Origin of the sequence: Micromonospora sp. NPDC127501 (genome assembly GCF_040302185.1) — a bacterium.
In the GTDB taxonomy this organism is placed as follows: domain Bacteria; phylum Actinomycetota; class Actinomycetes; order Mycobacteriales; family Micromonosporaceae; genus Micromonospora.
The window spans coordinates 141,627-168,182 of sequence record NZ_JBEORJ010000001.1; the positions used below are offsets into that span (position 1 = coordinate 141,627).

The 26,556-nt window shown below is 70.6% G+C and carries 27 protein-coding genes; 12 read left to right on the forward strand and 15 right to left on the reverse strand.

The window, feature by feature from the left end:
• Window positions 1-27: 27 nt before the first annotated feature.
• Window positions 28-1,008, reverse strand: a complete 981-nt coding sequence (locus tag ABTW72_RS00550) for a LacI family DNA-binding transcriptional regulator (protein WP_502892146.1) — start codon at window positions 1,006-1,008, stop codon at window positions 28-30.
• Window positions 1,009-1,315: 307 nt separating this feature from the next.
• Here ABTW72_RS00550 and ABTW72_RS00555 point away from each other — a divergent pair, with 307 nt between their 5' ends.
• Window positions 1,316-2,941, forward strand: a complete 1,626-nt coding sequence (locus ABTW72_RS00555; protein ID WP_350852261.1) for a glycoside hydrolase family 43 protein — start codon at window positions 1,316-1,318, stop codon at window positions 2,939-2,941.
• Window positions 2,942-2,987: 46 nt separating this feature from the next.
• Here ABTW72_RS00555 and ABTW72_RS00560 read toward each other — a convergent pair whose 3' ends face one another.
• The 3 genes from ABTW72_RS00560 to ABTW72_RS00570 form a co-directional block, all read right to left on the reverse strand.
• Window positions 2,988-3,611, reverse strand: a complete 624-nt coding sequence (locus ABTW72_RS00560; RefSeq protein WP_350852264.1) for a hypothetical protein — start codon at window positions 3,609-3,611, stop codon at window positions 2,988-2,990.
• A 127-nt stretch (window positions 3,612-3,738) separates the two neighbouring features.
• The gene (locus ABTW72_RS00565) at window positions 3,739-4,452 is read right to left on the reverse strand and encodes a hypothetical protein (protein WP_350852267.1); all 714 of its coding nucleotides are present in this window, start codon (window positions 4,450-4,452) and stop codon (window positions 3,739-3,741) included.
• On the reverse strand, window positions 4,449-5,048 hold the full coding sequence (locus ABTW72_RS00570) for an RNA polymerase sigma factor (protein WP_350852270.1): 600 nt from the start codon (window positions 5,046-5,048) through the stop codon (window positions 4,449-4,451). The genes ABTW72_RS00565 and ABTW72_RS00570 overlap by 4 nt, the downstream gene beginning before the upstream one ends.
• A gap of 269 nt (window positions 5,049-5,317) precedes the next feature.
• Between ABTW72_RS00570 and ABTW72_RS00575 the strand changes: the two genes are divergently transcribed.
• The 5 genes from ABTW72_RS00575 to ABTW72_RS00595 all read left to right on the forward strand — a co-directional run bounded on the left by ABTW72_RS00575 (window position 5,318) and on the right by ABTW72_RS00595 (window position 11,014).
• The gene (locus tag ABTW72_RS00575; RefSeq protein WP_350852273.1) at window positions 5,318-6,529 is read left to right on the forward strand and encodes a chitosanase; all 1,212 of its coding nucleotides are present in this window, start codon (window positions 5,318-5,320) and stop codon (window positions 6,527-6,529) included.
• A 173-nt stretch (window positions 6,530-6,702) separates the two neighbouring features.
• Window positions 6,703-7,095 (forward strand): MerR family transcriptional regulator, encoded by a 393-nt coding sequence (locus ABTW72_RS00580; RefSeq protein WP_350852276.1) that lies wholly within the window; start codon window positions 6,703-6,705, stop codon window positions 7,093-7,095.
• Window positions 7,065-7,412 (forward strand): thioredoxin, encoded by a 348-nt coding sequence (gene trxA / locus ABTW72_RS00585; protein WP_350852279.1) that lies wholly within the window; start codon window positions 7,065-7,067, stop codon window positions 7,410-7,412. The genes ABTW72_RS00580 and trxA overlap by 31 nt, the downstream gene beginning before the upstream one ends.
• 204 nt (window positions 7,413-7,616) lie before the next feature.
• Window positions 7,617-8,864 carry an HNH endonuclease signature motif containing protein gene (locus ABTW72_RS00590; protein WP_350852282.1) on the forward strand — a complete coding sequence of 416 codons (1,248 nt, stop codon included), beginning with the start codon at window positions 7,617-7,619 and terminating at the stop codon, window positions 8,862-8,864.
• 257 nt (window positions 8,865-9,121) lie between these two features.
• Complete coding sequence (locus tag ABTW72_RS00595; protein ID WP_350852284.1) at window positions 9,122-11,014, forward strand: ABC transporter ATP-binding protein; 1,893 nt, start codon at window positions 9,122-9,124, stop codon at window positions 11,012-11,014.
• 103 nt (window positions 11,015-11,117) lie between these two features.
• Here the strand turns inward: ABTW72_RS00595 and ABTW72_RS00600 are convergent, their stop codons facing one another.
• Window positions 11,118-11,663 carry a PepSY domain-containing protein gene (locus tag ABTW72_RS00600; RefSeq protein WP_350852287.1) on the reverse strand — a complete coding sequence of 182 codons (546 nt, stop codon included), beginning with the start codon at window positions 11,661-11,663 and terminating at the stop codon, window positions 11,118-11,120.
• Between the two features lie 151 nt (window positions 11,664-11,814).
• Window positions 11,815-12,264, reverse strand: a complete 450-nt coding sequence (locus tag ABTW72_RS00605) for a GNAT family N-acetyltransferase (protein ID WP_350852290.1) — start codon at window positions 12,262-12,264, stop codon at window positions 11,815-11,817.
• On the opposite strand from ABTW72_RS00605, the gene ABTW72_RS00610 reads away from it, so the two are divergent.
• On the forward strand, window positions 12,263-13,246 hold the full coding sequence (locus ABTW72_RS00610; protein ID WP_350852293.1) for a LysR substrate-binding domain-containing protein: 984 nt from the start codon (window positions 12,263-12,265) through the stop codon (window positions 13,244-13,246). The two genes, ABTW72_RS00605 and ABTW72_RS00610, sit on opposite strands and share 2 nt — an antisense overlap.
• 34 nt (window positions 13,247-13,280) lie before the next feature.
• Here the strand turns inward: ABTW72_RS00610 and ABTW72_RS00615 are convergent, their stop codons facing one another.
• From ABTW72_RS00615 to ABTW72_RS00630, 4 genes are read right to left on the reverse strand one after another with little or no spacing between them, the layout of a single operon-like run.
• Complete coding sequence (locus ABTW72_RS00615) at window positions 13,281-13,835, reverse strand: DUF5872 domain-containing protein (RefSeq protein ID WP_350852295.1); 555 nt, start codon at window positions 13,833-13,835, stop codon at window positions 13,281-13,283.
• Window positions 13,836-13,864: 29 nt separating this feature from the next.
• On the reverse strand, window positions 13,865-15,151 hold the full coding sequence (locus ABTW72_RS00620; RefSeq protein WP_350852298.1) for a sensor histidine kinase: 1,287 nt from the start codon (window positions 15,149-15,151) through the stop codon (window positions 13,865-13,867).
• Window positions 15,148-15,843 (reverse strand): response regulator transcription factor, encoded by a 696-nt coding sequence (locus tag ABTW72_RS00625; protein ID WP_350852301.1) that lies wholly within the window; start codon window positions 15,841-15,843, stop codon window positions 15,148-15,150. The genes ABTW72_RS00620 and ABTW72_RS00625 overlap by 4 nt, the downstream gene beginning before the upstream one ends.
• Before the next feature lie 25 nt (window positions 15,844-15,868).
• The gene (locus tag ABTW72_RS00630; protein WP_350852304.1) at window positions 15,869-16,567 is read right to left on the reverse strand and encodes an SDR family NAD(P)-dependent oxidoreductase; all 699 of its coding nucleotides are present in this window, start codon (window positions 16,565-16,567) and stop codon (window positions 15,869-15,871) included.
• A gap of 104 nt (window positions 16,568-16,671) precedes the next feature.
• On the opposite strand from ABTW72_RS00630, the gene ABTW72_RS00635 reads away from it, so the two are divergent.
• Window positions 16,672-17,571 carry a helix-turn-helix transcriptional regulator gene (locus ABTW72_RS00635; protein WP_350853915.1) on the forward strand — a complete coding sequence of 300 codons (900 nt, stop codon included), beginning with the start codon at window positions 16,672-16,674 and terminating at the stop codon, window positions 17,569-17,571.
• A 57-nt stretch (window positions 17,572-17,628) separates the two neighbouring features.
• Window positions 17,629-18,093 carry a septum formation initiator gene (locus tag ABTW72_RS00640; RefSeq protein ID WP_350852307.1) on the forward strand — a complete coding sequence of 155 codons (465 nt, stop codon included), beginning with the start codon at window positions 17,629-17,631 and terminating at the stop codon, window positions 18,091-18,093.
• Window positions 18,094-18,129: 36 nt separating this feature from the next.
• Here the strand turns inward: ABTW72_RS00640 and ABTW72_RS00645 are convergent, their stop codons facing one another.
• Window positions 18,130-18,582: a MarR family winged helix-turn-helix transcriptional regulator gene (locus tag ABTW72_RS00645; protein ID WP_350852310.1), complete on the reverse strand. Its 453-nt coding sequence runs from the start codon at window positions 18,580-18,582 to the stop codon at window positions 18,130-18,132.
• Between the two features lie 55 nt (window positions 18,583-18,637).
• Between ABTW72_RS00645 and ABTW72_RS00650 the strand changes: the two genes are divergently transcribed.
• A complete protein-coding gene (locus ABTW72_RS00650; protein ID WP_350852313.1) occupies window positions 18,638-18,997 on the forward strand; it encodes a hypothetical protein in 360 nt (119 codons plus the stop codon).
• Between the two features lie 13 nt (window positions 18,998-19,010).
• On the opposite strand, the gene ABTW72_RS00655 is transcribed toward ABTW72_RS00650, so the two are convergent.
• From ABTW72_RS00655 to rpsD, 4 genes are all read right to left on the reverse strand, one after another.
• Window positions 19,011-20,087 carry a hypothetical protein gene (locus tag ABTW72_RS00655; protein ID WP_350852316.1) on the reverse strand — a complete coding sequence of 359 codons (1,077 nt, stop codon included), beginning with the start codon at window positions 20,085-20,087 and terminating at the stop codon, window positions 19,011-19,013.
• Window positions 20,084-20,431, reverse strand: coding sequence for a PadR family transcriptional regulator (locus ABTW72_RS00660; protein WP_350852319.1), 348 nt, complete (start codon window positions 20,429-20,431; stop codon window positions 20,084-20,086). The genes ABTW72_RS00655 and ABTW72_RS00660 overlap by 4 nt, the downstream gene beginning before the upstream one ends.
• A 92-nt stretch (window positions 20,432-20,523) precedes the next feature.
• Window positions 20,524-24,453, reverse strand: coding sequence for a ThuA domain-containing protein (locus tag ABTW72_RS00665; RefSeq protein WP_350852322.1), 3,930 nt, complete (start codon window positions 24,451-24,453; stop codon window positions 20,524-20,526).
• A 254-nt stretch (window positions 24,454-24,707) separates the two neighbouring features.
• Window positions 24,708-25,316 (reverse strand): 30S ribosomal protein S4, encoded by a 609-nt coding sequence (gene rpsD / locus ABTW72_RS00670; RefSeq protein ID WP_350852325.1) that lies wholly within the window; start codon window positions 25,314-25,316, stop codon window positions 24,708-24,710.
• Window positions 25,317-25,429: 113 nt separating this feature from the next.
• Here rpsD and ABTW72_RS00675 point away from each other — a divergent pair, with 113 nt between their 5' ends.
• Together ABTW72_RS00675 and ABTW72_RS00680 are read left to right on the forward strand one after the other, a co-directional pair.
• Window positions 25,430-26,089, forward strand: coding sequence for a DUF2470 domain-containing protein (locus ABTW72_RS00675; protein ID WP_350852328.1), 660 nt, complete (start codon window positions 25,430-25,432; stop codon window positions 26,087-26,089).
• Window positions 26,090-26,225: 136 nt separating this feature from the next.
• Window positions 26,226-26,516, forward strand: coding sequence for a DUF1540 domain-containing protein (locus tag ABTW72_RS00680; RefSeq protein WP_350852331.1), 291 nt, complete (start codon window positions 26,226-26,228; stop codon window positions 26,514-26,516).
• Window positions 26,517-26,556 lie beyond the last annotated feature (40 nt).

The following is a 26,556-nucleotide window of genomic DNA, read 5'->3' on the forward strand; positions in this document are numbered from 1 at the left end:
CTAACGCGTTCGCGCCGACCGTGCCGCTCAGCGAGGCGGACCGGCGCTGTCGCGGACGATGAGTTCGGTGGCGAGTTCGACCCGGGGGCTCTCGGTCCTCTCGCCGCCAGCGAGGCGCAGCACGGTCCGCGCGGCCAGCATGCCCATCTCGGCCAGGGGTTGCCGGACGGTGGTCAGCGGTGGCGAGCACCAGCGCACCTCCGGCAGATCGTCGAAGCCGACCACGCTGACGTCGTCGGGCACCCGCAGACCCCGTTTGCGGACTGCCTCGTACACACCGAGTGCCATCTGATCGCTGGAGGCGCAGATGGCGGTGGGCGGGTCCGGCAGGGCCAGTAGTTGCGTACCCGCGGTGAAGCCGGCCTCGTGGTAGAAGTTGCCGGGGCGGATCAGGGCGTCGTCGATGGGGATCCCGGCGGCGCCGAGGGCGGCCCGGTAGCCGTCCATCCGGGCCCGGCTGCACATCAGGTGCGGCGGGCCGGCGATGAAGCCGATGCGGCGGTGGCCGAGGCTGATCAGGTACTGGTTGGCGCTGAGGCTGCCCGCCCAGTTGGTGGCGCCGATGGTGGGTGACTCCTGCGGGTCGACCCCGGCCGGGTCGATGATGACGACCGGCAGGTGGAGCCGGCGCAGTTCGGCCTGCAACGGTGGGTTCACCATCGAGGTCACGAAGATGATTCCCTCGGTGGAGCGTGTACGCATGTTGTCGAGCCACTGCTTGGCCGAGGAGATGCGCCAGTGGATGGCCGACACGACGGTGCCCACGCCGCTGGTCTGGCCGACGTCCTCCACCCCACGGATGATCTCCACGGCCCACGGACTGTCGAGGTCGTTGAAGACCAGGTCGATGAGGGCGGCGTCGGTACGCCGGGCCAGTGAGCGGCGGCGGTAGCCATGCCGGTTGAGTAGCGCCTCGACGCGTTCCCGGGTGTCGGGAGCGACGTCGGAACGGCCGTTGATGACCCGGGAGACAGTGGGCACGGAGACTCCGGCCAACCGCGCGATCATGGCGATGGTGACATTTCGGCCGTTCTCCGTGCCCACGGTCCCCCCTGCGTCCTGCTGGAAACTTCAGGTCTGCTCGCGGTGGCGCGTCGTCATCCGGCTGAACGGGCGGGATGAGAGCTATGGATCTCCGAAACTTTCAACGCATCGCCGGTAATGTCGATCGATGGCCGGCACGCTACGAGCTGTTGTCCCAGCGGTCAATACCTCTGTCCTATTGCGAAAAGACCGGCTAGCGTAAGCAGGACTTCCAGTGATCCGGGAGCACGATTTTCCGGAAGTTCCAGACAGCCCGTCCAGAGGAGTGCTCGTGTCGACCGACATCGCTAACGTGGCGACCGCTACCCGGTCGATCCGCAATCCCGTCCTCGCCGGGTTCCACCCGGACCCCTCGATCCTGCGCGTCGGCGACGACTACTACCTGGCCACCTCGACCTTCGAGTGGTATCCGGGCGTCCTCGTGCACCACTCGCGCGATCTGGTGAACTGGCGCAGTCTGGGTGGGATCATCACCGACCGGCGCCTGCTCGATCTACGTGGATGCGGCGACTCCAACGGGGTGTGGGCGCCAGACCTGACGTACCACGACGGTCAGTTCCACCTCGTCTACAGCGACGTGGCCAGCTTCGCCAGCGGCTACTGGGATCCGCAGAACTTCCTGGTCACCGCCGAGGACATCACCGGCCCCTGGTCCGATCCGGTGAAGCTGCACGGGCGCGGGTTCGACGCGGCGCTGTTCCACGACGATGACGGCACCACGTGGCTGCTGGGCATGAGCGCGGACTGGCGGCCCGGCCGCGACCGCTTCGGTGGCATCGAGATCCAGCAGTACGACCGGGCCACACGCCGTCTGGTCGGCAGCCCCCGCATCCTGTTCACCGGCTCACCGGTCGGGGTCACCGAGGGTCCGCACCTGTACCGCCACGACGGCTGGTACTGGCTGATCACCGCCGAGGGCGGCACCAGCTGGGAGCACCAGGTCACCATGGCGCGGTCGCGGGAGCTGTTCGGACCGTACGAGGTGGACCCGGACGGGCCACTGCTCACCTCCTTCGGGCGGCCCGACCTGCGGTTGCAGAAGGCGGGTCACGGCAGCCTGGTCCACACGCAGAACGGCGAGTGGTACCTGGCCCACCTGGTTGGCCGCCCGTACTCCCCGCTGGGCAACTGTGTGCTGGGTCGGGAGACCGCGATCCAGCGGGTCGAGTGGCCGTCGGGCGGCTGGCCGCGGATCGCCGGAGGGGTGCCCGCGGACGACGTCGTCGCACCCGACCTGCCCGCGCACCCCTGGCCGGCGGAGCCCGAGACGGACCACTTCGACGCCCCCGAGCTGGGCCGGTGCTGGTCGACGCTGCGTCGCCCGGCCACCCCGGACTGGGTCGACCTGCGCACCCGCCCCTCGTACCTACGGGTCCACGGCGGGCAGTCGCCGGTCGGTCGACAGGCACCCAGCCTGGTCGGGCGACGCGTCGGGGCAAGGGAGTGCTCACTGGAGACCGTGGTGGAATTCGAACCGGCCGACCACCGTCAACTTGCCGGGATCACCGCCTACTACAACACGCTCAACTGGCACCACCTCTACCTGACCCGGGCCGACGACGGCCGGACGGTGCTGGAGCTGCTCAGCTCCGACAACGGGCGGCGCACCGCGTACCCAGAGCTGACCGTCGATGCCGACGGCGTCACCCGGGTCGGCCTGCGGGCCGTCTTCGACGGGCCGGCGGTGCGCTTCGACTACGACCTCGGCGCCGGTTGGCAGCGGCTACCGGTCGAGCTGGACGCGACAATCCTGTCCGACGAGCACGCCGCGCTGATCATCGACGGTGAGCCGGCGGCGTGGGGCTTCACCGGGGCGTTTCTCGGCCTGTGGGTGCAGGACCTGGGCGGCGACGGCGTGCACGCCGACTTCGACCTGGCCACCTACCGGGAACAGTGACCGCGCGGACGGCACTCGGCGGGTGCCGTCCGCGTGCCCACCTGTCCTACCTGGCCTGGGCGGCGACGGCCCGCAGCTGACCGAGAGTGGTGCGGAAACCGTGGCCGGAGGCGACCGGGTCCTCGGCGTTCAGGCCGCTGACGGCCATGGTCTGCGAGCGGGTCGTGGCGACGGCCTCCGCGCCGGACCCGGTCAGGTCGAACACGCCGAAGTCGCCGCTGAGCGTCCGGAACGTCGGGGCGGCCGGGTCCTGGGCGAGGTAGAGCACCACGACCTGGCCGGCCTCGAGCTTCGACATGTGCGCCATGTCCGGCACTCCGGCGGGCAGCGGGGCGAGCGTGATCCGCGCGCCGGCCCGCACTGTCGATCCGGTCGTCGCGCGAAGCACCTCGTCGACCCGGAATCCGGCCGCCTCGACCTCACCGCGTACGACCAGGTCCGCGGTGTCGCTGAGCTGCCGCACGGTGGCGTACCCGCGCAGCTTGCCCTTGATCGGTGGAGGCGCGACATCGGTCGGCGCGGCGGCGCTGCTCGGGGCGGCGCTGCTCGGGGCGGGCGCGGCGGCCGGGTCGGCGCCACCACCGCTGCCGCAGGCGGCCAAGGCGGCGGCGGACAGCACGGCGGCGGCCGTGGCCCACAGGGGCCGGGTACGGCGAAGGTCGACTGCCATGGAACGCTCCTCGCGTCTCGGTGCCGTCCCGGGCTGTCTCGCTCGGAACGCGGCACTGCTCACGCCTTCTATCTGTGCGTCCCGGGCACCGAGTTCCATTCTTTTTCCCGGGCTCAGCTCTCCGGGCTCAGCGCCGCTCGCCCGCGAGCTGTCGAAGCTCGGCCAACGTGGTGACGAACGCGCGACCCGCCGCGGTGGCGTCCTCGGTACGCAGACCGGTCACCGACATCGCCGGTGACCGGCTGGTGGCCGTCTCCCCGGCAAGGTCGAAGATCCCGAACTCGCCGCCGAGCGGGTGGTAGACGCCCGTACCCGGATCAGCGATGCCCAGGTAGAGGACGGTCGGTCGGCCGGCCGCCCCGGCTGGCTCCGCGGCCACCATGATCTCGGTGGGCACCGAAGCGCCCGGGGCGCGGTAGAGCACCTCCGCCACCCGGTAGACCGCCTGCCCGTCCGTCACCGACGTCACCTCGCCGCGGACCACCAGGTCGGCCGTGTCGGTGAGTTGGCGCACCGTGCCGTACCCACGATTCTTGGCGGCCGTGCCCGGCGGCGCCGGCCGAGCGGCCGGACGGGTCGCCTCGAGTGACGGGAGCGCGGCCGGCGGCGCGTCGCCGGACCGGGTCGCCAGCCCGCCGCCGATCCCCGCCACGACCAGGACCAACGCGGCTGCCGCGAGCGCGGGCCGCAACGACACGAAGGCCCTTCTTCGGGTACGCGCCTCCTGCGCGATCGCCGCCAGCAGGCGGCTGCGGTGCAGCTCGTGCCGGCCCGCCGGCAGGTCGTGGTCACCGGGGTGTGGGGCGATCTTCGCCCACTCGGTCGGGTCCGGCGCGCTCACTGACTGCCCTCCCGCACGAGCGAGGCGTCCACGACCGGCGGCCGTGCGGCGCGCGGCGGGGCGTCGACGAGGGTACGGAGTCGGGCGCGGGCCCGCGACAGCCGGGAGCGCACCGTGCCGACCGGAACACCCAGCGCCTCCGCCGCGGACTCGTAGTCGAGGCCCTCCCACAGGCACAGCGTCAGCACCTCGCGCTCGGGTCGACGCAACCGGGCCAACGCGTCGATCGCGGCGGCGATGCGTCGACTGTCGTCGAGTCGGCCGGCGACCTCGTCGGCGTGGTCGGGCAGTGTGAAGTCGGAGGCGAGCAGCGCGGCGGCCACCCTGCGGTAGCGACGGTTGCTGCGGGCGTGGTTGCGGGCCTCGTTGGTGGCGATGCCGAGCAGCCAGGGCCGCAGCGACCCGCCCTCCTCGGTGACCCGCTCCCGGGAACGCCAGGCCTGCAGGTACGTGGCGGCCATGACGTCCTCCGCCGTGGCCCAGTCGGCGGTCAGCCGGAACGCGTGGTTGTAGACCGAGCGCGCGTACGTGTCGAACAGCCCGGCGAACGCGCCGGCGTCACCGGCTCGCACCCGAGCACGCAGACTCGACTCCATGACCATCTTCTGTCCGTCGGACGGTGCTGGTTCCGACGGACCGGCCCCTTGATCAGTTACGGCCCGACGATAGCCACCGGCGGGTACGTCCCGCCAACGACGGGATGAACAGACGCCGTCACGCCTCGCGGTCGTCGATTGACGAGGAATCGACGCACTGGTATCTGTTAATACAGTTTCCTGATGCTCGCGGTGCCCGCCGGGGCCGAACCGTCGCGCCGGGCCACCGACCGGCTGGCGGCACGCCGCCCCTTCCCCGAGGAACACCCATGGTTCACAAGAGAACAGCCGCCTACGTCGTGGGCGCCCTGCTGGTGGGCATCGCCGCCGTCGGCTACGGCCTGCCGTCGGCGAGCGCCGCGACCGCCGGCCCGATCACCGGCCTCGGCGGTAAGTGCATCGACGTGGCCGGCGCCAGCTCGGCCAACGGCACGCCCGTCCAGCTCTACGACTGCAACGGCAGCGCGGCCCAGACGTGGACCGTCGGCAACACCGACAACTCGATCCGGGCACTCGGCAAGTGCCTCGACGTCACCGCCGCGTCGACCGCCAACGGCGCCAAGGTGCAGCTGTACGACTGCAACAACACCGGCGCGCAGAAGTGGACCGCCAGCAACGGCGCGCTCGTCAACGACGGCTCCGGCAAGTGCCTCGACGTCACCGACCGGAGCACCGCGAACGGCGCCCGGTTGCAGATCTGGACCTGCGGCGGCACCACGAACCAGCGGTGGACCCTGCCGGGCGGCGGCAGCACCCCCACGCCGACGCCCACCACTCCGAGCGGGGCCAACCTCGACGACCCGGCGAAGAAGGACGTCGCCATGCAGCTCGTCTCGGCCGCGGAGAACTCCTCGCTCGACTGGCGCGCGCAGTTCTCCTACATCGAGGACATCGGCGACGGGCGCGGCTACACCGCCGGCATCATCGGCTTCTGCTCCGGCACCGGCGACATGCTCGAACTGGTCGAGGCGTACACCCGCACCAAGCCGGGCAACGTGCTCGCCGGCTACCTGCCGGCGCTGCGCAACGTCAACGGCACCGCGTCGCACGCCGGCCTCGACCCGAACTTCCCCCGCGACTGGCGGACTGCGGCCAGCGACCCGGTGTTCCAGGCCGCCCAGGAGGCCGAACGCGACCGGGTCTACTTCAACCCATCGGTACGCGACGGCAAGAACGACCAGGTCCGGGCGCTCGGCCAGTTCGCCTACTACGACGCGGCGGTCATGCACGGGTACGAGGGCATGCGTCAGATCCGCAACCGCGCCCTGAACCGGGCGAAGCCGCCCGCCCAGGGCGGCGACGAGCGGACCTGGCTCAACGCGTTCCTCGACGAGCGGGTCATCGAGATGAAGAAGGAAGAGGCCCACTCGGACACCTCCCGCGTCGACACCGCCCAACGGGTGTTCCTCAACAACGGAAACTTCAACCTCAACACGCCACTGACCTTCGCCGTCTACGGAGACCAGTTCCGCATCGGCTAGTTCGGAGCCCGCAGACGCTCGGGGCGCCGCCTCGCGGCGCCCTGAGCCGTGCTCGGGACCGGAAGCAGCCTCGCGGCGGGCGCCCTGAGCCGTGCTCGGCACCGGAAGCAGCCTTGCCTTGACACTGACGACAAGGTTTAGCCTGGTCGCGACAGGCTGGTCGAGGAGGTCTGATGTTGATCGGCGAGCTGGCCGAACGAGCAGGCACGAGCACCCGAACGCTGCGCTACTACGAGGCCCACGGGTTGGTACACCCGCAGCGTTCGGCGAACGGCTACCGCGTCTACGACGAGGCGGAGCTGCGGGTGGTCCGGGAGATCCGGGCGCTGCTCGACGTCGGCTTCGGCCTCGACGACGTCCGGCCGTTCGTCGCCTGTCTGCGAGCGGGCAACGCGTCGGGCGACGTCTGTCCGGATTCCGTGCTGGTGCTGCGACGCAAGCTCGCCGAGGTCGACGACTACCTCGATCGGCTCGGAGCGGTCCGTCAGCAGTTGCACAGCCAGCTCACCCACGCAATCGCGCACCGGGAGGAAACATGCCCCAGGAGACGAGCGTCAGCTCCCTGATCACCGTCACCGACGACACGTTCGCCGAGTTGGTGCTGACCAGCGACCGGCCCGTGGTCGTCGACTTCTGGGCGGAGTGGTGCCCGCCGTGCAAGATGATCGAGAAGAGCCTCGTCGAGCTGGCAGGAGAGTTCGGCGACCGGATGGTCATCGCCAAGCTCAACTCCGACGACAACCCGCAGGCCACGCGGCGCTACGCAGTCATGTCCCTGCCGACGCTGCTGGTGTTCCGTGGGGGCGAGGTCGTCGGCTCGGTCGTCGGGTCCAGGCCGAAACTCCACCTGCGGCAGAGCCTGACCATGCACGCGGGCCTGTGACCGTCACCGGCTGGTCGCCGGAGGCTTGTCGGTGCTGAACTCTTCCCAGCGGTTGGGGACTGCCGTACGGGCCGAGCAACAGGGGTCAGTTCACGGCAAACCACTATGCCGATGTCGGGCCATCGGCATCGTTCCCACCACTCGACCGGCGGCACATCGATCATGGTGACTGGAAGTGTCGTACACCTGTTCTAGTCTCTGGTCATGGTCGAGGAGTTGGCGCAGGCAGACGACGCGATCGCCGCCTGCGCCGACGCCGCCGCCTGGGCGCTGCCGGAGCACGAGCTGATCGCCGCACTCGATGCCGCGCACCGCTTGGAGCAACGGCTCGCCGCCGTCAAACTCGCTCTGATCCGTGAGCTCGACGGCCGCGGCACCGCCCGCACCCACGGCGCCTCCAACACCGCCGTGTGGCTGCGCGAACACCTGCGACTCACCATCCCCGCCGCCCGCCGCCTGATCGACCTCGCCACCGTCCTCGACACCGGCAACCCCGGCATCCGACAAGCGCTGGCCGACGGCGCCATCAGCCTGGACCAGGCCCGGGTCATCGCCGACACCATCGACACCGTGAACACCTCGGCCGACGCCGAGACCGCCGACAAAGCAGCCGGCGTGCTCGTCGGCTGGGCCAGCCAGTTCGACCCCACCCACCTGCGCAAACTCGGCACCCGCATCCTCGACCACGTCGCCCCCGACATCGCCGACGCCGCCACCCAAGCCGCCCTCGACGCCGAAGCACACCGCGCCACCCGCGACCGCCACCTCACCCTGTCCGAACAGACCGACGGCCGACTGCGACTCACCGGCACCCTCGACACCGAAACCGCCGCCCTGCTGCGTGCCGCCGTCGACCCACTGAGCACACCCTGCGGCCCCGACGACACCCGCTCTGCCGGGCAACGCCGCCACGACGCCCTCGCCGAGGTCTGCCGACTCACCCTCCGCACCAGCGCACTACCCAACAGCGGAGGCGAACCCGCCCAGATCTTCACCACCACCTACGACGCGCTCACCCGACAACTCGGCGCCGGCGCGCTCGACACCGGCCTCAGCCTCACCCCAGACACGGTGCGCCGACTCGCCTGCGACGCCACCATCCTGCCCGCCGTCCTCGACGGCAGCGGCCACGTCCTCGACGTCGGCCGACAACGCCGCCTCATCACCGGACCGCTACGACGCGCCCTCGTCCTGCGCGACCGCGGCTGCGCCTTCCCCGGCTGCGACCGACCACCCCGCTGGTGCCACGCCCACCACATCCACCACTGGACCGACGGCGGCCCAACCAGCCTCAACAACGCCGTCCTGCTCTGCGGCCACCACCACCGACACCTGCACCACAGCGACTGGACTGTCCACCTCGGCCGCGACGGCCACCCCGAATTCACCCCACCCGCCTGGCTCGACCCCGAACAACTCCCCCGCCGCAACCACTACCACCGACGAACATAGGAGCGAACAGCCGAAGACGATCACCGGTGTCGGACTATCACGCCAGGAAAACACGAAGACGCCGAAGCGCCAGCGGCACCGCCGGCTCACCTGTCGGCCGGGCCAAGAGAGGGCCGCTCGCAGCGATTCACGACGGTCTGCGCCGCTCACAGGGCCCACCGTTACGACCACCGTGAACAACCCGTAGCCACAGACTTGCGTGGCGACTTGACCTCAAGCTCGGGTGAGGTCCTAGCCTCCGGTATCGGAGGTTACGCATGAGCATGGAAGTTACCGCGTGGATGTCTCTGCACCACGCGATGAACGCGCAGGACGAGCGGCCGCTGTCCCGCGCCACCTTGAAGCGGATCGCGCAGTTCGCACGGCCACACCGTGCCTTGATCGTCAGGTTCCTGTTGTTGAGTGTGGTCACGGCGGTCCTCACGGTGGCGGCGCCCGTTCTCGCTGGTCGGGTGGTCGACGCGATCGTCGACGGCGCCGACAGCGGCGTGGTGATCCGGTTGGCCGTACTGATCGCCGTGATCGCCCTGGCCGAGGCCGGGCTGGGTCTGGTGACGCGTTTTCTCTCCGCCAGCATCGGTGAGGGGCTGATCGTTCAACTGCGGACGGCTGTCTTCGACCACGTTCAGCGCATGCCGGTGGCGTTCTTCACGCGGACGCGCACGGGTGCGCTGGTCAGCCGCCTGAACAACGACGTGATCGGCGCGCAGCGGGCCTTCAGCGACACCCTGTCGAGTGTGGTCGGCAACGCCGTCACGCTGATGCTGACGTTGGCAGTGATGCTCACCTTCTCGTGGCAGATCACGCTGCTGGCGCTCGTCCTGCTGCCCATTTTCGTTCTCCCGGCCCGCCGGATGGGTTCGAGGCTCGCCCAGTTGCAGCGTGAGGCGGCCGAGCACAACGCGGCTATGAGCACCCGGATGACGGAGCGTTTCTCCGCACCCGGTGCCACGCTGGTCAAGCTGTACGGGCGGCCGGCCGAGGAGTCCGCCGAGTTCGCGGCGCGGGCACGTCGGGTCCGGGACATCGGCATCCGCGCCGCGATGCTCCAGTGGGTCTTCATCACCGCGCTCACCGTCGTCGGCTCGCTGGCACTGGCCCTGGTCTACGGGCTGGGTGGTCTCTACGCCCTCCGGGGCAGCCTCGACGCCGGGACGGTGGTCGCCCTCGCGCTGCTCCTGTCGCGGCTCTACGCACCGTTGACCTCGCTGGCCAGTGCTCGGGTCGAGGTGATGAGCGCGCTGGTGAGCTTCGAGCGGGTGTTCGAGGTCCTGGACCTCAAGCCGCTGATCCTCGACAAGCCGGACGCCCGACCAGTCCCGGAAGGGCCGGTCGCGGTCGAGTTCGACGGGGTCCGGTTCGGTTACCCCTCGGCGGACAAGGTGTCGCTCGCATCCCTGGAGGACGTGGCGAAGCTCGATACCCGCGGTGGTGAGGAGGTGCTGCACGGGGTGTCGTTCCGCGCGGAGGCGGGCCAGATGGTGGCGCTCGTCGGCTCCTCCGGGGCGGGCAAGTCGACGATCGCGCAGCTCGTGCCTCGCCTGTACGACGTCGAGGACGGCGCGGTGAAGCTGGCCGACGTCGACGTACGTGAGCTGTCCGCCGAGTCGATCCGCACGGCGTTGGGCGTGGTGACCCAGGACGGGCACCTCTTCCACGAGAGCATCCGCGCCAACCTGGCGTTCGCCCAGCCGGACGCGACCGAGGACGAGATGTGGGAGGTGCTCAGGCGGGCCCGCCTCGACGACCTGATCCGCTCACTTCCCGACGGGCTGGACACCGTCGTGGGCGAGCGCGGCTACCGCCTGTCCGGCGGGGAACGGCAACGGCTCACCATCGCGCGACTGCTGCTGGCTCGTCCACGCGTGGTCATCCTCGACGAAGCCACCGCGCATCTCGACTCCACCTCGGAGGCGGCGGTTCAGGACGCCCTCGCCGAGGCGCTGACCGGCCGGACGAGCGTGGTCATCGCACACCGGCTCTCCACCATCCGGGCGGCCGACCAGATCCTCGTCGTGGAGGCGGGACGCATCGTCGAACGCGGGCGACACAGCGACCTGCTCGCGGCTGGTGGCCGCTACCACGAGTTGTACCGCACCCAGTTCGCCCAGGACCAGCCGACGGTCCAGGAGCAACGCGTCGCCATATGACCCGCGCGGTGGTCGATCCGCCCGCGAGGGACGGTCCGACCACCGCGTCACAACGCGTCGCCGCCCAACCCGGGGAAGCACCCGGGGTGAGCGGCGACGGCGGTCAGTCGTTGTCGTTGTCGTCGTCGTCCTTGTCGTCGGCGTCGTCCTTGTCGTCGGCGTCGTTGTCGTCGTCCTTGTCGTCGGCGTCGTCGTCGTCGTCGACCGGCTCCTGCTCGGCCTTGACCACCGAGCCGTTGTCCCGGTCGACGTCCACCTCGTGCTCGGTGTCGCCGGCGACGATCTCGACGCTCCACACCGGTCGGCCGTTCTCCTGCTCGGCTTCGACCTCGACGATCTGGCCGCCACCGGCCTTGGCGAGCGCGATCTCACCGGCGCGCCTCTCGTCGACCGCGCTGCCCGCGGGCGCGCTGCCGGTCGACGGCGTACCGGACGGCGTTCCGCTCGACGGCGTACCCGATGGGGTGCCGGCCGACGGCGAACCGGTGACCACCGGCGCGTCGGTGGCCGTCGGCGCGACGGTGGCCGCGGCGAGTGCCGTACCGCCGGTCCGCGAGTCGTTCGCGGCGTTGACGCCGAGCGCGACCCCGGCCACCGCCAGCACCGCCGACCCGCCGACCGACGCCAGAAGCAGATTGGTGCGCTTCATCGTGGTGTCTACCTTTCCTCGGATGTCAACTCCTTGGTTGTCGGCTCCGAGGATCCGCTGAACTGGGATAGCACCGCGCTGTCCGAACGCTAAGGCCGGGTTAAGCCGGCGGTGGTGTCGGCCCTGCGGCCGGGCCCTCGGCCTGGGCTGGTCAGAGCGCCATCTTCATGAAGACGTCGGCGCGGGCATACGGCGGCAGCGGGATCTGATCCGGACTCACGTGCTGGAAACCGGTGGTCTCGTAGAGGTGCACCGCGTTCGCGAGCCTGGTGTTGCTGCCCAGGAACAGGGTGGTCGCGCCGAGTTCGCGGGCGCGCGCGATCGCTGCCTCGATGAGCTGGCGCCCGATGCCCCGGCCGCGCACCGTCGGGAGCACCGTCATCTTCGACAATTCGAAGACGTCGTCCGAGTTGCGGACCAGGGCGACACAGCCGATGATCTCCTCGCCGTCGCGGACGATCAAAACGTCGCCACCCGGGCCGACGATGGCGGTGAACGGGTCGTTGAGCGTCTTGCGGTCCGACTCCTCGATGGTGAAGAAGTGGGAGATCCATTCTTCGTTCAGCGTCCGGAAGGCCTCGGCCTCCGCAATGGTCGTCATGGACGTGATGGTCAGCGCGCTCGGCTTCATGGTGGGATTCTCCGACCACCGCTATTCGAACGTCCAATATCTTGTTCGGTGCCATCCGTATCCTAGAGATATGGAACCCGAGTTGCGCCACCTGCGCTACTTCGTCGCGGTCGCCGAGGAGCTCCATTTCGGCCGGGCCGCGGTGCGGCTGCGGATGGCCCAGCCGCCGCTGTCACAGCAGATCCGCCAGCTCGAGGCGATGATCGGCACGCCGCTGTTCGTTCGTACCTCCCGGTCGGTGGCGCTGACGCCCGCGGGCGAGGCGTATCTGGACCGGTGCCGGCGGGTGCTGGCCACCGTGGCCGACGACGTGCACGAGGCAGGTCGGATCGGGCGCGGGGAGCAGGGGCGCTTCGACATCGGTTTCGTCAGTTCGGCGATTCAGCTCGGGCTGGCTGGGCCGATCCGTCGATTCCGCGAGCGCCATCCGGCCGTCCACCTACGCCTGCACGAGGCGTACACGGCGCACATCGTCGACCGGTTGTTGAACGGCGAGGTCGATCTCGGCGTGGTTCGGGACGCGGACGACCGCGACGACCTGGTCGGCACCACGTTCGCCACCGAGTCCTTCGTCGCCGTCCTGCCGGCCGATCATCCGCACGCCGGAGACCTCGCGATCGACGCCGCGGTGCTGCGCGACGACCCGTTCGTCTTCTTCCCCCGGGTGGCCGGCGAGCGGGCCTACCAGCGCAATCTTCGGCCGTGCCTCGAAGCTGGCTACACACCGAACATCGTCCAGGAGGCCACCAGTTGGGCCACAGTGGCGCATCTGGTCGCGGCCGGCCTCGGGGTGACGATCGCCCCGGCGAGCATCTCCGCCGTGGTGCCCGCTTCGGTGGGAGTGCTGCCGTTGACCGGAACCGAGGCCACCACCGAGGTGCAGATCCTGCGCCGCCGACAGGACGACCGGATCACCTCGACGGGCTTCGAGGCGGCGGGTCAGGCTTCCTGAGCTGCCCGCTGCGCCACCTGCCGTGCCGGCTGGGTCAGCCGCGCCGGTTGAGTTCGGCTTCCAGCCGCTGGACGAGCGTCTTGCGGTCCTTGCTGGCGCGCTCGTTGCGCAGCGCGGTCTTGAGCTGTCGCGTGTCGAGACCACGAACAAGCTTGGCCGCCTCCGCGACCGACATCTCCGACATCCGTCCAGCGGTGGTGGCATCCCGACGCGCGCGTTTGGCCGGCCCGGTGTTGGCGACGTACTGCTTGCCGGATCGGGACGCTTCGCGTTTCTTCGTGTCGGTCGCGCGCCTCTGGCTCTCCGACATCTCCTCCCAGGCCTTCTTGGGCAGGTAGCGGCTCGTCGTCCCGCCCTTGCGCGCCCGGGTGTCGCCCTCTTTCGTCTGCCATTTCTCGTTGCCCCAGCGCTGGAGAGACTTCTGTCGCTCGTCCTTTTCGCCCAGGAATCCGCCGCCGCGCTTCTTGTACTCCTGAGTGACCAGCTGCGACTTGCGCGCCGACCACTGCCCCGGTCGGCCGCCCTTGTCGGAGGCCTTGATCTCTTCCTTGATCTGCTCTCTGAGCTCGGGTTTCGTGTACCGCGCCATGACTGGCAGCTACCCCGGCACCGCAGCGCCTATGCGTCCCGCGCCGACGTCGGAGGCCCGAGCCGCAGCAACACCTGCGCACCGCCCTGCGGGCCGGCCCGCACCTCCAGTCGACCGCCGGCGGCCTGCGCGGCGCGCCGGGCGATGTCCAGGCCGAGGCCGGTGGACCCTGCCGCGCTGGCACCCCGCCGGATCGCCCCGACGGGCATGCCCGGGCCCTCGTCGGCGACCGTGAGGACCACCTCGCCCGTTTCCCGGGTCAGCCGGACGGCGAACGGCGTCCCGTCGGGGGTGTGCGCGAAGACGTTGCCGAGCAGGGCGTCCACCGCCGTCGTCAGGTTGTCGGCGGCCACGCCGACGGGAAGGGGGCCGGGTGTCAGATCGAGGGTGACGGCCCGGCCGGTGTCTTCGGCCAGCACCGACCAGAACGCGACCCGGTCGGCGACGATCGCCGCCGCGTCCGAGGCGGCCGGCTGTGCCGGTGCGTGCCGCCACCGGGCCTGGCGGATCAGCCCGGTGACGGCGCGTTCGAGCCCGTCGGCGGCGGCGGTGATCCGGGCGGCGTCGTCCGGGTCCCGCAACGCCTCCGCCTCCAGCCGCAACGCCGTCAGCGGCGTACGCAGCTGGTGGGACAGGTCCGCGACCTGTTCGCGCTCCTGCACCAGGAGCACCTGGATCCGGGTGGCGAGATGGTTGAGCGCGCCGGCAACCTCGCGCAGTTCGGGTGGGCCGGCCGGCGTGACCCGGGCGTCCAGCTCGGCGTTGGCCAGCCGGTGTGAGACGGCCGAGAGGTCGCTGATGGGCCGGACCAGGGTGCGCGCCAGCCGGTCGGCGACCAGCAGCCCGATCAGGACGAGGATCACGCCGAGCAGGGCAAGCACCAGCCAGGCACGGGTGACCCCGGCGGTCAGTTCGCGCTGCGGCACCGCGATCCGGATCACCCCGGTGCCGTCCGCCCGGCCCTGCACGGCGATGACCACCTCCCGGCCGGCGGCCGACTCCCCGGTGAGGCTCTGTCCGCGCGCGGCGAGGGCAACCGCTGGCGTACGCGGTGTCTGGGCGCCGAGCACCGTGCCGTCCGGGAGGAAGACGCTCACCGGCCGCCCGGACTCCGCGGCGAGTTGCTCGACGGTGAGCCGGATGGTCGCCGCGTCGGCGGTGCCGACCACCGGCACCAGGCTCTGCGCGTCGGCGGTGGCCCGGACCGTGGCCCGGTCCTCGGCCACGGTGCGGACCAGCAGCGCCAACGGCACCAGGAACGCGATGAGGGTGAGGACGCTGACCGCGGCGACCAGCAGCGCGAGACGCGCCCTCACGGCTGCGCCGCCGGGGCTTCGAGACGCACCCCGACACCCCGCACGGTGTGCAGGTAGCGGGGCTGTTGGGCGTTCTCCCCCAACTTGCGACGCAACCAGGACAGGTGCACGTCGACGGTCTTGTCGGCACCGCCGTACGGGATCTGCCACACCTCCGTGAGCAGCTCACGTTTGGTGACCACCTGGCCAGGTCGACCGGCGAGGTGGTGCAGCAGGTCGAACTCCCGGGGCGTCAATTCGACAGCGGCCCCGTCGAGGGTGACCTGCCGGGCCCGGGGGTCGACGCGGAGCCCGCCGACGACGAGCGCCGGGTCCTGCCCGTCGGCACCGGAGGGGCCCCGCCGCAGTACCGCCCGGACGCGGGCGTCGAGTTGGGCCGCGGTGAACGGCTTGACCACGTAGTCGTCGGCGCCCGCGTCGAGCACCCGGACGATCTCGGTCTCGTCGTCGCGCGCGGTGGCCACGATGACCGGCACCGCGCTGACCGCGCGCAGCATCCGCAGCAGTTCGCGGCCGTCCAGGTCGGGCAGGCCCAGGTCGAGCACGACGAGGTCGGGTCGGTCCTCCAACGCGTCGCGGAGCCCGGCCATCGCGGTCGAGGCCGCGGCCACCGCGTGGCCGCGTTCACGCAGGGCCCGGATCAGCGGGGTACGGATCGTCAGGTCGTCCTCGATGAGCAGTAGGCGCGGCACACCTGGCAGGCTAGCGGCTCACCGCCTAGGACCACGCGATCTCGCCGTGGCGGTCGACGAAGCGGCCCGAGCCGTGTCCCGGGCCTTCCGTCGCGAGGGCGACGATGGCGTCGGTCCCCTCGGTGACCGTCTGCGGACCGCTGTTTCCGTTGAGGTCCGTGGCGGTATAGCCGGGGTCGGCCGCGTTGATCCGGATGTCCGTCATCGCCTTGGCGTACTGGGTGGTCAGCATGGTGAGCGCCGCCTTGGAGGACGTGTAGACGGGGGCGATGACACCCGATTCGGCTCGCGACCGGTCATGGGTGGCCGCCAGCGAGCCCATCGCACTGCTCACGTTGATGATCACTGGGTCGGGTGAAAGGCGCAGCAGCGGCAGGAACGCGGTTGTCGTCCGCACCACGCCGAAGAGGTTGACGTCGAAGACGGCGAGCACGTCGCGGCTGGTCAGTTCGCTCGGGTCACCGAACGGGCCGTGGATGCCCGCGTTGTTGATCAGCACGTCGATGCGGCCCTCGTGCTTCTCGACCTCGGCGGCCGCGGCGGCGACCGAGTGGTCGTCGGTGACATCGATCTGCACGAAACGGGCTCCGAGCCTGTCCGCCGCAGCAGCGCCCATCTCGGGGTCGCGAGCGCCGACGAGAACGGTGTGGCCCAGCTCGATGAGGCGGCGGGCGGTCTCGCGACCGAGCCCCTTGTTGGCTCCGGTGATGAAGGTGATCGTCATGCACCCATCGTTTGTCGCCGTCCAGGCCTGTGCCAGAGACGCCGCGACGGTAGGACAAGCAATACCATCCTCGTCGTGGTGGGGTGCGAAACAATCGAGGCGTGATGACGCAGGCTGCGGGACTGGGGGCGACGATCCGTGCCTGGCGCGACCGCCTGTCGCCGGCCTCGACCGGGCTGCCCGCCGGCCATGGGCGACGAGCCGCCGGGCTGCGACGGGAGGAGTTGGCCGAGCTCGCCGGGGTGTCGGTCGACTACATCGTGCGCCTGGAACAGGGACGGGCGACCACCCCGTCGGCGCAGGTGACCTCCGCGCTCGCTCGTGCCCTGCAGCTGACGTCCGCCGAGCGGGACCATCTCTTCCGGCTGGCCAACCTTGCCCCACCGACGGACGGCCAGATTTCTGACCACATTCCTCCGGGCGTGCAGCGGGTGGTGGGCCGCCTCGGTGACGCTGCCGTCGCCGTCTTCGCCGCGGACTGGCAGGTGATCTGGTGGAACCAGAGTTGGGCGGCGCTGCTGGGCGACCCGTCGGCGTCCCCGCCGGTTCGTCGCAACTTCGCCCGCGACACCTTCCCGGTGAACTCCGACGGGCCGGGGATGTCACGCTGGCCCGTGATCTCACTGGACGCCGCTGCCACGAGCGCCGCCGTCGTCTCCGACCTGCGGCGGGCCACCGGGCGGTTTCCCCGTGATCGACGCCTGGCGAAGCTCGTCCGTGATCTCGCCGAGGGCAACAAGCAGTTCGCCGACCTGTGGGCGGCCGGGACGGTCACCGCTCACCGGGAAGACCGAAAGATCGTCGAACACCCGGCGGTCGGTACTGTCCGGGTCGACTGCGATGTGCTGACCGACGGCGACGCCGAACTGAAGATTGTGATCCTCACCGCGGCCCCGGGCACCGACGACGAGACCAAGATCCGCCTCGCCACGGTGGCAGGCGTCCATCAACCGGCGGGTTCTGTGGACCTCGACGACAGGGCCCGCCACCCGGGCGGGCGTTAACCGTGCCTTAGGGTCCGGATGTGCTGGCGGCAACAGTGGATCGGGGATAGTCAGGGGATGGGCCGTCGTTCGATCCTCGTCGCCACCGGGTGGGTGGCCACCGCCGCCATCGCGACAGTGATCGGGTTGGGCGCGATCCGGTTGGTGGGCGAGAGCCTCACCGGCACGCCGGGTGGGGTGCGCAGCGAGGCCGAGATCGAACGGGCGCTCGCCTCACCGGAGCCGGTGCCCACCGGCACCACGGGCACCGCCTCGGCCGGGCCGGGTACGACGGGGCCGGCGCCGAGCGCCAGCTCCGGGGCCCGCCGGGGGTTCGCCACCGACGGCGGCACGGCCGTCGCCGAGTGCGGCGCCGGCGGCGTACGCCTCGTCTCCTGGGCACCCGCGCAGGGTTACCGGGTCCGCGACGTGGACCGGGGCCCGGACGACGACGTCGAGGTCACGTTCCAGGGGGCGGCCCGGGAGTACGAGTTGAAGGTGCGCTGCATCGGCTCGGAGCCGGTGGCCGTCGCCGACGACTGACGTCCTCGGCGCGGATGAGGTGGGGGTCGCGGCGTTTCACGGGCTCCGCAGGGCGTCCACCAGCCTGCGGAGCGTCGCGCGCGCATTCTCGAGATCGCTGAGGCTGAGACCCGCTCGCTCGACGGCGTCCCGGCGGTCGGCGTCCGAGCGTTCCAGGAGGCCGGTGAGCGTGGCCCGCCCTGCTGTCGTGAGTGTCACCAGTGGCGCGCGGCGGTGATCGGGGTTGTCGTGCAACTCCACCATCCCGGCACGGGCCAGGTCGTCGACCACTCGCTGGACGCTCTGTCGCGTGAGGCCGAGTCTGCGCGCTGCGCTCGCGACGGTACGGGCGCCGTCGGAGAGCACGCTCATCACGTGCCATCGGGCGGCAGTTTGTCCGGCCTCTCGGGCCAGTTCCTCGCTTGAGCGCCGAGACTCGCCTGCCAGTTCGTACACGTCCGCCATCAGCAGCCGATACGCGTCGACAGGGTCCTGCTTCCGTTCGGTCATCGCCGGCATGCTAGCGCACATTGACAGCCCATTACTGGAATGACAGCATGCTGTCATGATTCTTCGACTGTGGAACGGGTGGACCGAGCCCGCTCTCGCTGACGCCTACGAGCGGTTGTTGACACAGGAGATCGCGCCCGCGATCCTCGCCCGGGGCGTGGCCGGGCTCCGGGAGCTTCGGGTTCTGCGTCGTTCCCCGCAGGAGCTGGACCCCGCCGAGGGCAGCGAATTTCTCACCGCCATGACATTCACTGACTTCGCCGCGGTATCGGCCTTCACCGGCGGCGATCCGTCCGCCTCCGTTGTCCCGCCTGCCGCCCGTGACCTGCTCGGGCGCTTCGACCGGCAGTCCCGGCACTTCGTGAGCCGAGCGGTGTTTCGCGCCGACGATGGACAGCCGCCAGGCGCCGGGTGAGCAGCCGTCCGCCTCACTGACCCGTCGGCTGCTCACGGTCGGCGTCGCGGCCGAGGGCGACCATGCGCAGCGTCTCCTCTCGTCGGCGCACGAGTAGCGCCCCGGCCAGGAAGGTCACCGGCGGGACGAGCGCCAGCATCGCCCACTGCGCCGGCACCAGGGGGATGGTGTGTCCCATGTACATCGTTGAGGTCGCCCAACCGGCGAGGGCGCTGTCGATCACCAGGGCGAGAGCCGCCACGGGCAGGAGCATGACCACGATCCGCCGGCGTACCCCTGGGGTGAGCGTGGCCACCGCGACCACCATGGCCAACGCGGCGAGCGCCAGGCCCGCGACGTAGAGCCGGAGAACCAGCTCACTGCTCGCCTCGATGCCGTAGAAGACCTGGTAGGACACTCCGCCGCCGAAGTCGAAGGCGGGACTCGTGACCCGGTTCGTCACCAACAGCGCGACCATCGCGGCCGGCGCGAGCAGTAGCGCCAGCAGTCGGCGTGCGCCCAGCAGTGCGATCGCCCGGCGGCGCGGCGCCGGCACGGTGAGCGCGGCGGCGGCCACCACGGCGAGGGCGAACTGCGGCAACGTGTCCACCACGTACGTCGGGTTGCCACTCGTCTGCGGGGCGACGAGCGCGCCCCAGCCGAGCACACCGGCCCAGGCCAGACCGGCGGCGACCCAGCGCCACCCGACCAGCACCGCGGCGCAGACGCCCGCCCAGCCGGCGACGCGCAGCCAGTCGACGAGATCCGGGCTGCTCGCCCCGAACCCGGGCGGCAGGCTCGGCGCGAGGACGAGCTGGTCGAGCAGCGCCTTCCCGGCGAGGGCCAGCAGGACGACCGCGACCAGCAGGCCGGTCACCGTCGCCGCGTCCGCCCAGCTCGGCTCGGTGAACCCCCGTGCGCCCACCCGCAGCCGCGCCCGCAACCCGGCGCCGACCAGATTCCGCACGTCCGCGGCGCCGGGTCGCCGCTGGCCCGGCCGCGCACCGGCGAGGAGCACGGCCAGCATCTCGTCCTCGTACACCCGGCGGTGTTCCCACGGATAGACGGCCAACAGCCGTCGGTAGCGGCGCTCCAGATCGTCGCTGCTCACGCCGCACCCCCGTCGGTCAGGAGGCCGCTGCGGCGCAGCCGCACCCGAGCGGCGTCCGCGTTGTGTCGTAGGCGGGACGCCTCCTCGGCGAGCCGCCGCGCACCCAGGGCGGTGAGGCGGTAGTAGCGGCGCAGTCGCGACTGCACCACCTCCTCGCGCTCGACCTCGATGAGACCGTCGGCGCGGAGCCGATCGAGGACGGCGTAGAGGGTGCCGGCGCGCAGGCGTACCCGGCCGTCGGAGATGCGCAGCACGTCCTCGATGACGGCGTACCCGTGCAGGGGCGCCTCCGCCAGCGCGGTGAGCACCAGGAACGTCGGTTCCCGGAGTGGAGCCTCGGCCATACCAGGGAGCATATACAGGTTGTCGGTATATACAAGAGGGGAAGCGCGTGGCCGGCACGGACAACCGTGCCGGCCACGTCATCGGTGGTGGTTCAGCTCGCGTACGCCTCCAACTCCCAGAGCGAATGGCCGTATCCGGTGCCCCGGGCGGTGCCGTTGATCCGCAGGTAGCGGCCGTTGGCTCCGAGGGCGGTGTGCTCGTCCACGCCGCCGTCGGCCCCGGTCACCGTCTTCACCGTGGTCCAGGTGGTGCCGTCATTCGAGGTCTGGATCTGGTACGCGCTGCTGTACGCCGCCTCCCAGCTCAGCTTGACCCGACCGATAGCGGTGGCGCTGCCGAGGTCCACCCGGATCCACTGCGGGTCGGAGAACGTGCTCGACCAGCGGGTGGTGAGGCTGCCGTCGACCGCCTGGGCGCCGGACACGTCGGCCCCCTCGTTGCTCGACGTCAACGTGGGCTTGTTCAGCAGCAGGTTCCCGCCGGTCGGGGTGCCGGTGCCGCCGTACACCTCGAACTCGAACAGCGAGTAGCCCCAGGCGGTCCCCCGGGTGGTGCCGAGCAGCCGGACGTACCGGCCGGACCCGCTGAGCCCGGTCAGGTCGTCCACCCCACCGTCACCACCGGTCACCGTACGGATCGTGGTGAAGTTGACCCCGTCCGGCGAGGTCTGGATCTGGTATCCGCTGCCGTACGCCGCCTCCCAGGTCAGCTTGACCCGGTTGATGGCGTGCGTGGCGCCGAGGTCGACGTCGATCCACTGTGGGTCGCCGAAGGCGCTGCCCCACCGGGTGCCGGCCACGCCGTCGAACGCGTTGGCCGCGGTGAACGCGCCCTCGAAGCTGGACGCGCGCGCCGGCTTGCCGCGGGCCAGGTTGGCACCCGGCTCGGGGTCCGGGTCAGGCCCGGGACCGCCCGGACTGGTGGAGAGGGTGAACTCGTCGATGTCGAAGTACGGGCCGGTGCCCTTGAAGACCAGGAAAAGGTTTCGGGTGCCGGTCGGGGCGGTGACCCCACCGGTGACCGTGGCGAAGTTGGCGTACCCGCCGGTGGGCACGACGGTGGCCGAACCGACAAGCGGCCCGGTGGGCGAGTCGACCCGCAACTCCAACGTGCCACCACCGCCGGCCGGTGCGCCGACCCGGGCGCTGAACGACTGGACGCCGGTCAGGTTGTAGGGGCGGAAGGAGATCCAGTCGTTGTTGTCGACGTAGCCGACCGCCGCGCCGCCGTGCCCGGCGGCCCCGGAGACGATCTGGACGCCGGACGAGTCACCGAAGTGCTCGGCCTGGCGTACCCGTGGTTGCAGCACGGCCTGGGTGTGCGTGGTCAGCGCCGGCTGGCCGCCCCCGCCCAGGTCGGTGTACTCGGCGTCGATGATGCCGAAGATGTTCGCCGCTGTGTCGTGCTCGCCGTCGGCCGAGGTCTGGATGACCCCGGTGCAGCCCTGCACGCTGCCGAGCTGGTGGCCGTGCGAGTCGTGGCCGAGGACGTAGTTGACCTTCACGCGGGCGCAGTTGATCGCGCCGTCCTGGGCGTCGGTGACGGTGACGGAGAACGGCACCGCGTCTCCGAAATTGAAGGTCTGCCCGTTCAACGGGGTGTTGACGGTGACCACCGGGGCGCTGTTGCCGACCGTGACGACCACGCTCGCGGTGGCCGTCTTGCCGGTGGTGTCCCGGACCGTCAGCGTTGGGCTCCGGGTCCCGTTGGTGGTGTACGTGAAGCTCGGGTTCGCCGCGGTCGAGTCGGTGGTGCCGTTGTTGTCGAAGTCCCAGGCGTAGGTGAACGGGTCACCGTCCGGGTCGAGGGTGCCGGCCGAGGAGAAGGCCACGGTCAGCGGCGCGGTGCCACTGGTCGGTGTGGCGGACACCTTGGCGATGGGTGCTCTGCCCTCGCGTGCGTACTCGATGCGGTAGAGCGCCGAGTTGGCGTCGCCGTTGAACCAGCCGGTGCCGTAGTCGAGCACGTAGAGCGCGCCGTCCGGGCCGAACTCCATGTCCATGACCTGGGTGCCGGTCCACGGGAACGGGTTGATTTTCAGCGGTTGTCCGGACGCGTCGAGCTTGATGTTCTTGATCCAGCGGCGACCGAACTCGCCGGCGAAGTAGGTTCCGTCGTAGTACTCGGGGAACGCCACGGGCGAGGTGTTGTTCCGGTCGTACCGGTAGACCGGCCCGCCCATCGGCGACAGGCCACCGCCGGTGAACTCCGGCGGCGAGCCGGAGCCGCCGTACGGCAACCAGGCCGGGACGGCCGGCGGCAGCTGGGTGATGCCGGTGTTGTTGGGCGAGTTGTTAACCGGTCCACCGGCGCAGTTGAACTTCGCCCCGGACGGCCCGGACGGGAAGGTGTAGTCGTTGTAGGCGTCGTTGCGGGCGGTGCAGTACGGCCAGCCGTAGAAGCCGGGCCGGTCGATCCGGGCGAACTCGACGTTGCCCGCCGGCCCCCGGTTCGGGTCGGCGGTGCCCGCGTCGGGACCGTAGTCACCGAGGTAGACGATGCCGGTGGCCTTGTCCACGCTCATCCGGAACGGGTTGCGGAAGCCCATCGCGTAGACCTCCGGACGGGTCCGCGCGGTGCCCGGGGCGAACATGTTGCCGGCCGGGATGGTGTAGCCGCCGGCCGCGCTCGGCTTGATCCGGAGGACCTTGCCGCGCAGGTCGTTGCTGTTCGCCGAGGTGCGCTGCGCGTCGAAGGCCGGGTTACGCCCGGCCCGCTCGTCGATCGGGGTGAAGCCGGCCGAGTCGAACGGATTGGTGTCGTCACCGGTGGACAGGTACAGGTTGCCGGCCGCGTCGAAGTCCATGTCACCGCCGACGTGGCAGCACATGCCCCGGCTGGTCGGCACGTTCAGGATCAACGTCTCGCTGGCCAGGTTGATGGTGTTGTCCGCGTTGACGGTGAACCGGGCCAGCCGGTTGACGCCCTCCCAGACGGCGAAGTCGGCGGGGGTGCCGGTGGCCGGCGCACCGCCGCCGGGGGTGCTCAGTGGTGGCGCGAAGTACGCGTACACCCAGCGGTTGGTGGCGAAGTTCGGGTCGGCCTTGATGCCCTGCAAACCCTCCTCGTCGCCGGTGTAGACCGGCAGGGTGGCGGCGATCTTCGTGTTGCCGGCGGCGTCGGTGTGCCGGATCACGCCGTTGCGGGAGGTGTGCAGCACGCCCCGGTCCGGCAGGACGGTGAGGCTCATCGGCTCACCGGTCTCGGCCGCGCCCTTGGCCAACTCCACCTGCTGGAAGCTGCTGGTGACGGTGGGGCCACAGTCGGCGTCGACCGCTCCGGCGGCCGTCCGGATGCCGCCGAGCAGGTGCTGACGGAAGTTCGCCTCGGTGTACGACGCGTCGGTGTGCCCCAGGCCCGTGTACCAGGCTCGGCCGCCGGAGTAGTTCTGGCACCAGGAGATCGGATGGTCGGCGCCCATGCTTCCGCCCGTGTAGGTGCTCTCGTCCAGGGTGGCCAGCACGTGCGCGTTGCCGCGGGGGTTGGTGCGGTAGTTGTACAACTCGTCGAACCGGTTCCACCGCTGCGGCAGCGTCGCGGTGGACGGGTGCACCTGGTCGGCGACCTTCACCGTGACGTTCTGCTCGGCCGGGTGCGAGGCGAAGTACGCCCCGACCAGTCCCCCGTACCAGGGCCAGTCGTACTCGGTGTCGGAGGCGGAGTGCACGCCCACGTACCCACCGCCGCCGGTGATGTAGCGCTCGAACGCGGCCTGCTGGGCGGCGTTGAGCACGTCGCCGGTGGTGGAGAGCCAGATCACCGCGGCGAATCGGTCCAGGTTGGCGTCGGTGAACTGGGCGGCGTCCTCGGTGGCCTCGACGGTGAAGCCGTTGGCGGCACCGAGTTGCTGGATCGCTGCGATGCCCGGGGTGATGGATCCGTGCCGGAATCCGGCGGTCTTGCTGAAGACCAGGACGGTGAACGGTGCGGCGCTGGCCGTGGGTGGCGCGGCGACGATGCCGCCCGCCACGAGGATCGCGCTCAGCGCGAGGCCGAGCCACGATCTCAGGGATCTGCGCACAGTGGGGTCCTTTCGCGGTGCGAGGGACGGCGTGCGCCGATCACGCCTGGCGGTGGTGGGACGAGACATGTGAATGCATCGTTGCGTTCGGATCACGGGCGCGTCAAGCACTTCCCCGCCATCCGTGAGAGCGTTATCTCCGCAGGTCAGGGGCGACCGTGTGGAGTGAGATCGAATAACGGTTTTCGGGCCACGATCCACACGCGGAGGGCCCCGGTGCAGGTGCCTGCACTCGGGGCCCTTCCGACCGTCGGTCAGCGTGAGTAGTACTCGACGACGAGTTGCTCGTCGCAGACCACCGGGACCTCCGAGCGGAGCGGGAGGCGGGTCAGCCGAGCGGTCAGGCCGGGCAGGTTGACCTCGAGGTAGGGGGCGAGACGTTCCGGGGCGTGCGCCCCGGCCGCCGCGACGACGAACGGCGCCTTGCCCCGGCTGCGCTCCGCCACCTCGATGACGTCACCGGGTTGCAGCCGCGCGGACGGCCGGTCGAGGCGACGGCCGTTCACCGTGACGTGCTGATGGGTGACGACCTGTCGGGCCTGGTAGATGGTGCGGGCGAAACCGGCTCGTAGCACCAGCGCGTCCAGCCGGCTCTCCAACTCGACGATCAGCTCCTCACCGGTCTTGCCGGGTCGACGCACGGCCCGGTCGAACGCGCGCCGAAGTTGCCCCTCGTGCAGGTCGTACTGGGCCTTGAGCCGCTGCTTCTCCAGCAGCCGGACCTTGTAGTCGCTGGTGGTGCGTCGGGCCCGGCCGTGCTGCCCCGGCGGGAACGGGCGGCGTTCGAAGTAGCGCACGCACTTCGGGGTCAACGCGATGCCGAGGGCACGGGAGCGCTTGACCTTGGGGCGGGTCTGATTCATCCTTCACCTCTTAAGTTAGGGTAGCCTAACCTTATTAGGAGATGATCGCCTTGAGCAAGCCCTCGACCAGCACGGCGGACTCCACAGATGACGCGGGTGTCCGAATCCGATCGATGCTCGTCGCCGCCGACTCCCTCACCGTGCACATCCCGGGCGTTGAGGCGTACGTCGTCGGACGGCACGTCGTGACGAGCGGCGGTCGGCTGCGGGTCGACCTACCGGCCGGCTGCCACCTGGCCGACCACCTCACGCACCAACGGGAGACCGTCGCGATGGTCGAGGTGACCGACCTGGCGCCCACTCCGGTACGCGACCGGGTGCGTGGGCGCGCCACGCTCACCGGCTGGCTGGTGAGCGAGGCCGTCACGACCGGGATCGATCAGGAGCTGGTGACCGTCCTCGACCTCGCCGCCGCCGAGCTGACCGTCGACGGTCACACCACGTGCGTCGACCCGGACGAATTCGCGGCCGCCCTACCCGACCCGCTGGCCGCCGTCGAGGCCGATCTGTTGTGCCACCTCGACCACCACCACCCGCACACCGTCGAGGGGTTGAGCCGGCTGATACCCGCCCGCCACCTTCAGGGTGTTCGCCAGGTCCGGCCGGTACGCCTGGACCGCCATGGTGTCGTGCTCCGGTTGGAGCTGAGCAGGGGCGACCGGGACGTCCGGCTGAGCTTCCGGGCGCCTCTGCGGCATCCGGACGAACTCGGCGCGCAGATCGAGGAGCTACTTCGGCACGCCCGCGGCTGCCGCGCCCGACACGCCCGCTGACGATCGCCGCCCTCGTCGGCGGTTAGGCAAGGCTGGCCTACGCAAAATGCCCCAAAAAGGGGGCGCTGATAGGGAGTTGTCCCGTCGAGGTCGGGTATGACGGTGGCCCGGCAGCACCGACGGAAGCGAGATCGCCATGACCGACATGCTGGAGATGCCGCGGGTACACGAGTGCACGGTCACCGACTGCGGCTACAACCATGACGGCTGCCACGCGTTCGCCATCACCATCGGGCAACAGAACGCCAGTTGCGCCACGTTCATCGACACCGCAGCGAAGGGCGGGCTGGACCGCGTCATCGCCCAGGTCGGTGCCTGCAAGCGGGACGACTGCCAGCACAACGCCGAGCTGGAGTGCCACGCGCCGTCCATCCGGGTGGGTCCGGGTCAGGACATCGCGGACTGTCAGACGTACGAGCCGCGCTGATCCCGGCGCGACGCGGATGAGGGACGGCCACCACGGCCGT

Coding starts and splice junctions, on each gene's coding strand:
- ABTW72_RS00575 (WP_350852273.1), top strand. CDS start 5,318: ATGGTTCACAAGAGAACAGCCGCCTACGTCGTGGGCGCCCTGCTGGTG.
- ABTW72_RS00640 (WP_350852307.1), top strand. CDS start 17,629: ATGGGCCGTCGTTCGATCCTCGTCGCCACCGGGTGGGTGGCCACCGCC.
- ABTW72_RS00590 (WP_350852282.1), top strand. CDS start 7,617: ATGGTCGAGGAGTTGGCGCAGGCAGACGACGCGATCGCCGCCTGCGCC.
- ABTW72_RS00570 (WP_350852270.1), bottom strand. CDS start 5,048: ATGGAGTCGAGTCTGCGTGCTCGGGTGCGAGCCGGTGACGCCGGCGCG.
- ABTW72_RS00630 (WP_350852304.1), bottom strand. CDS start 16,567: ATGACGATCACCTTCATCACCGGAGCCAACAAGGGGCTCGGTCGCGAG.
- ABTW72_RS00615 (WP_350852295.1), bottom strand. CDS start 13,835: ATGGCGCGGTACACGAAACCCGAGCTCAGAGAGCAGATCAAGGAAGAG.
- ABTW72_RS00560 (WP_350852264.1), bottom strand. CDS start 3,611: ATGGCAGTCGACCTTCGCCGTACCCGGCCCCTGTGGGCCACGGCCGCC.
- ABTW72_RS00675 (WP_350852328.1), top strand. CDS start 25,430: ATGCTCGTCGCCGCCGACTCCCTCACCGTGCACATCCCGGGCGTTGAG.
- ABTW72_RS00605 (WP_350852290.1), bottom strand. CDS start 12,264: ATGACGACCATTGCGGAGGCCGAGGCCTTCCGGACGCTGAACGAAGAA.
- ABTW72_RS00645 (WP_350852310.1), bottom strand. CDS start 18,582: ATGACCGAACGGAAGCAGGACCCTGTCGACGCGTATCGGCTGCTGATG.
- ABTW72_RS00680 (WP_350852331.1), top strand. CDS start 26,226: ATGACCGACATGCTGGAGATGCCGCGGGTACACGAGTGCACGGTCACC.
- ABTW72_RS00610 (WP_350852293.1), top strand. CDS start 12,263: ATGGACGTGATGGTCAGCGCGCTCGGCTTCATGGTGGGATTCTCCGAC.
- ABTW72_RS00635 (WP_350853915.1), top strand. CDS start 16,672: ATGACGCAGGCTGCGGGACTGGGGGCGACGATCCGTGCCTGGCGCGAC.
- ABTW72_RS00550 (WP_502892146.1), bottom strand. CDS start 1,008: ATGATCGCGCGGTTGGCCGGAGTCTCCGTGCCCACTGTCTCCCGGGTC.
- ABTW72_RS00650 (WP_350852313.1), top strand. CDS start 18,638: ATGATTCTTCGACTGTGGAACGGGTGGACCGAGCCCGCTCTCGCTGAC.
- rpsD (WP_350852325.1), bottom strand. CDS start 25,316: ATGAATCAGACCCGCCCCAAGGTCAAGCGCTCCCGTGCCCTCGGCATC.
- ABTW72_RS00600 (WP_350852287.1), bottom strand. CDS start 11,663: ATGAAGCGCACCAATCTGCTTCTGGCGTCGGTCGGCGGGTCGGCGGTG.
- ABTW72_RS00595 (WP_350852284.1), top strand. CDS start 9,122: ATGAGCATGGAAGTTACCGCGTGGATGTCTCTGCACCACGCGATGAAC.
- trxA (WP_350852279.1), top strand. CDS start 7,065: ATGCCCCAGGAGACGAGCGTCAGCTCCCTGATCACCGTCACCGACGAC.
- ABTW72_RS00660 (WP_350852319.1), bottom strand. CDS start 20,431: ATGGCCGAGGCTCCACTCCGGGAACCGACGTTCCTGGTGCTCACCGCG.
- ABTW72_RS00580 (WP_350852276.1), top strand. CDS start 6,703: ATGTTGATCGGCGAGCTGGCCGAACGAGCAGGCACGAGCACCCGAACG.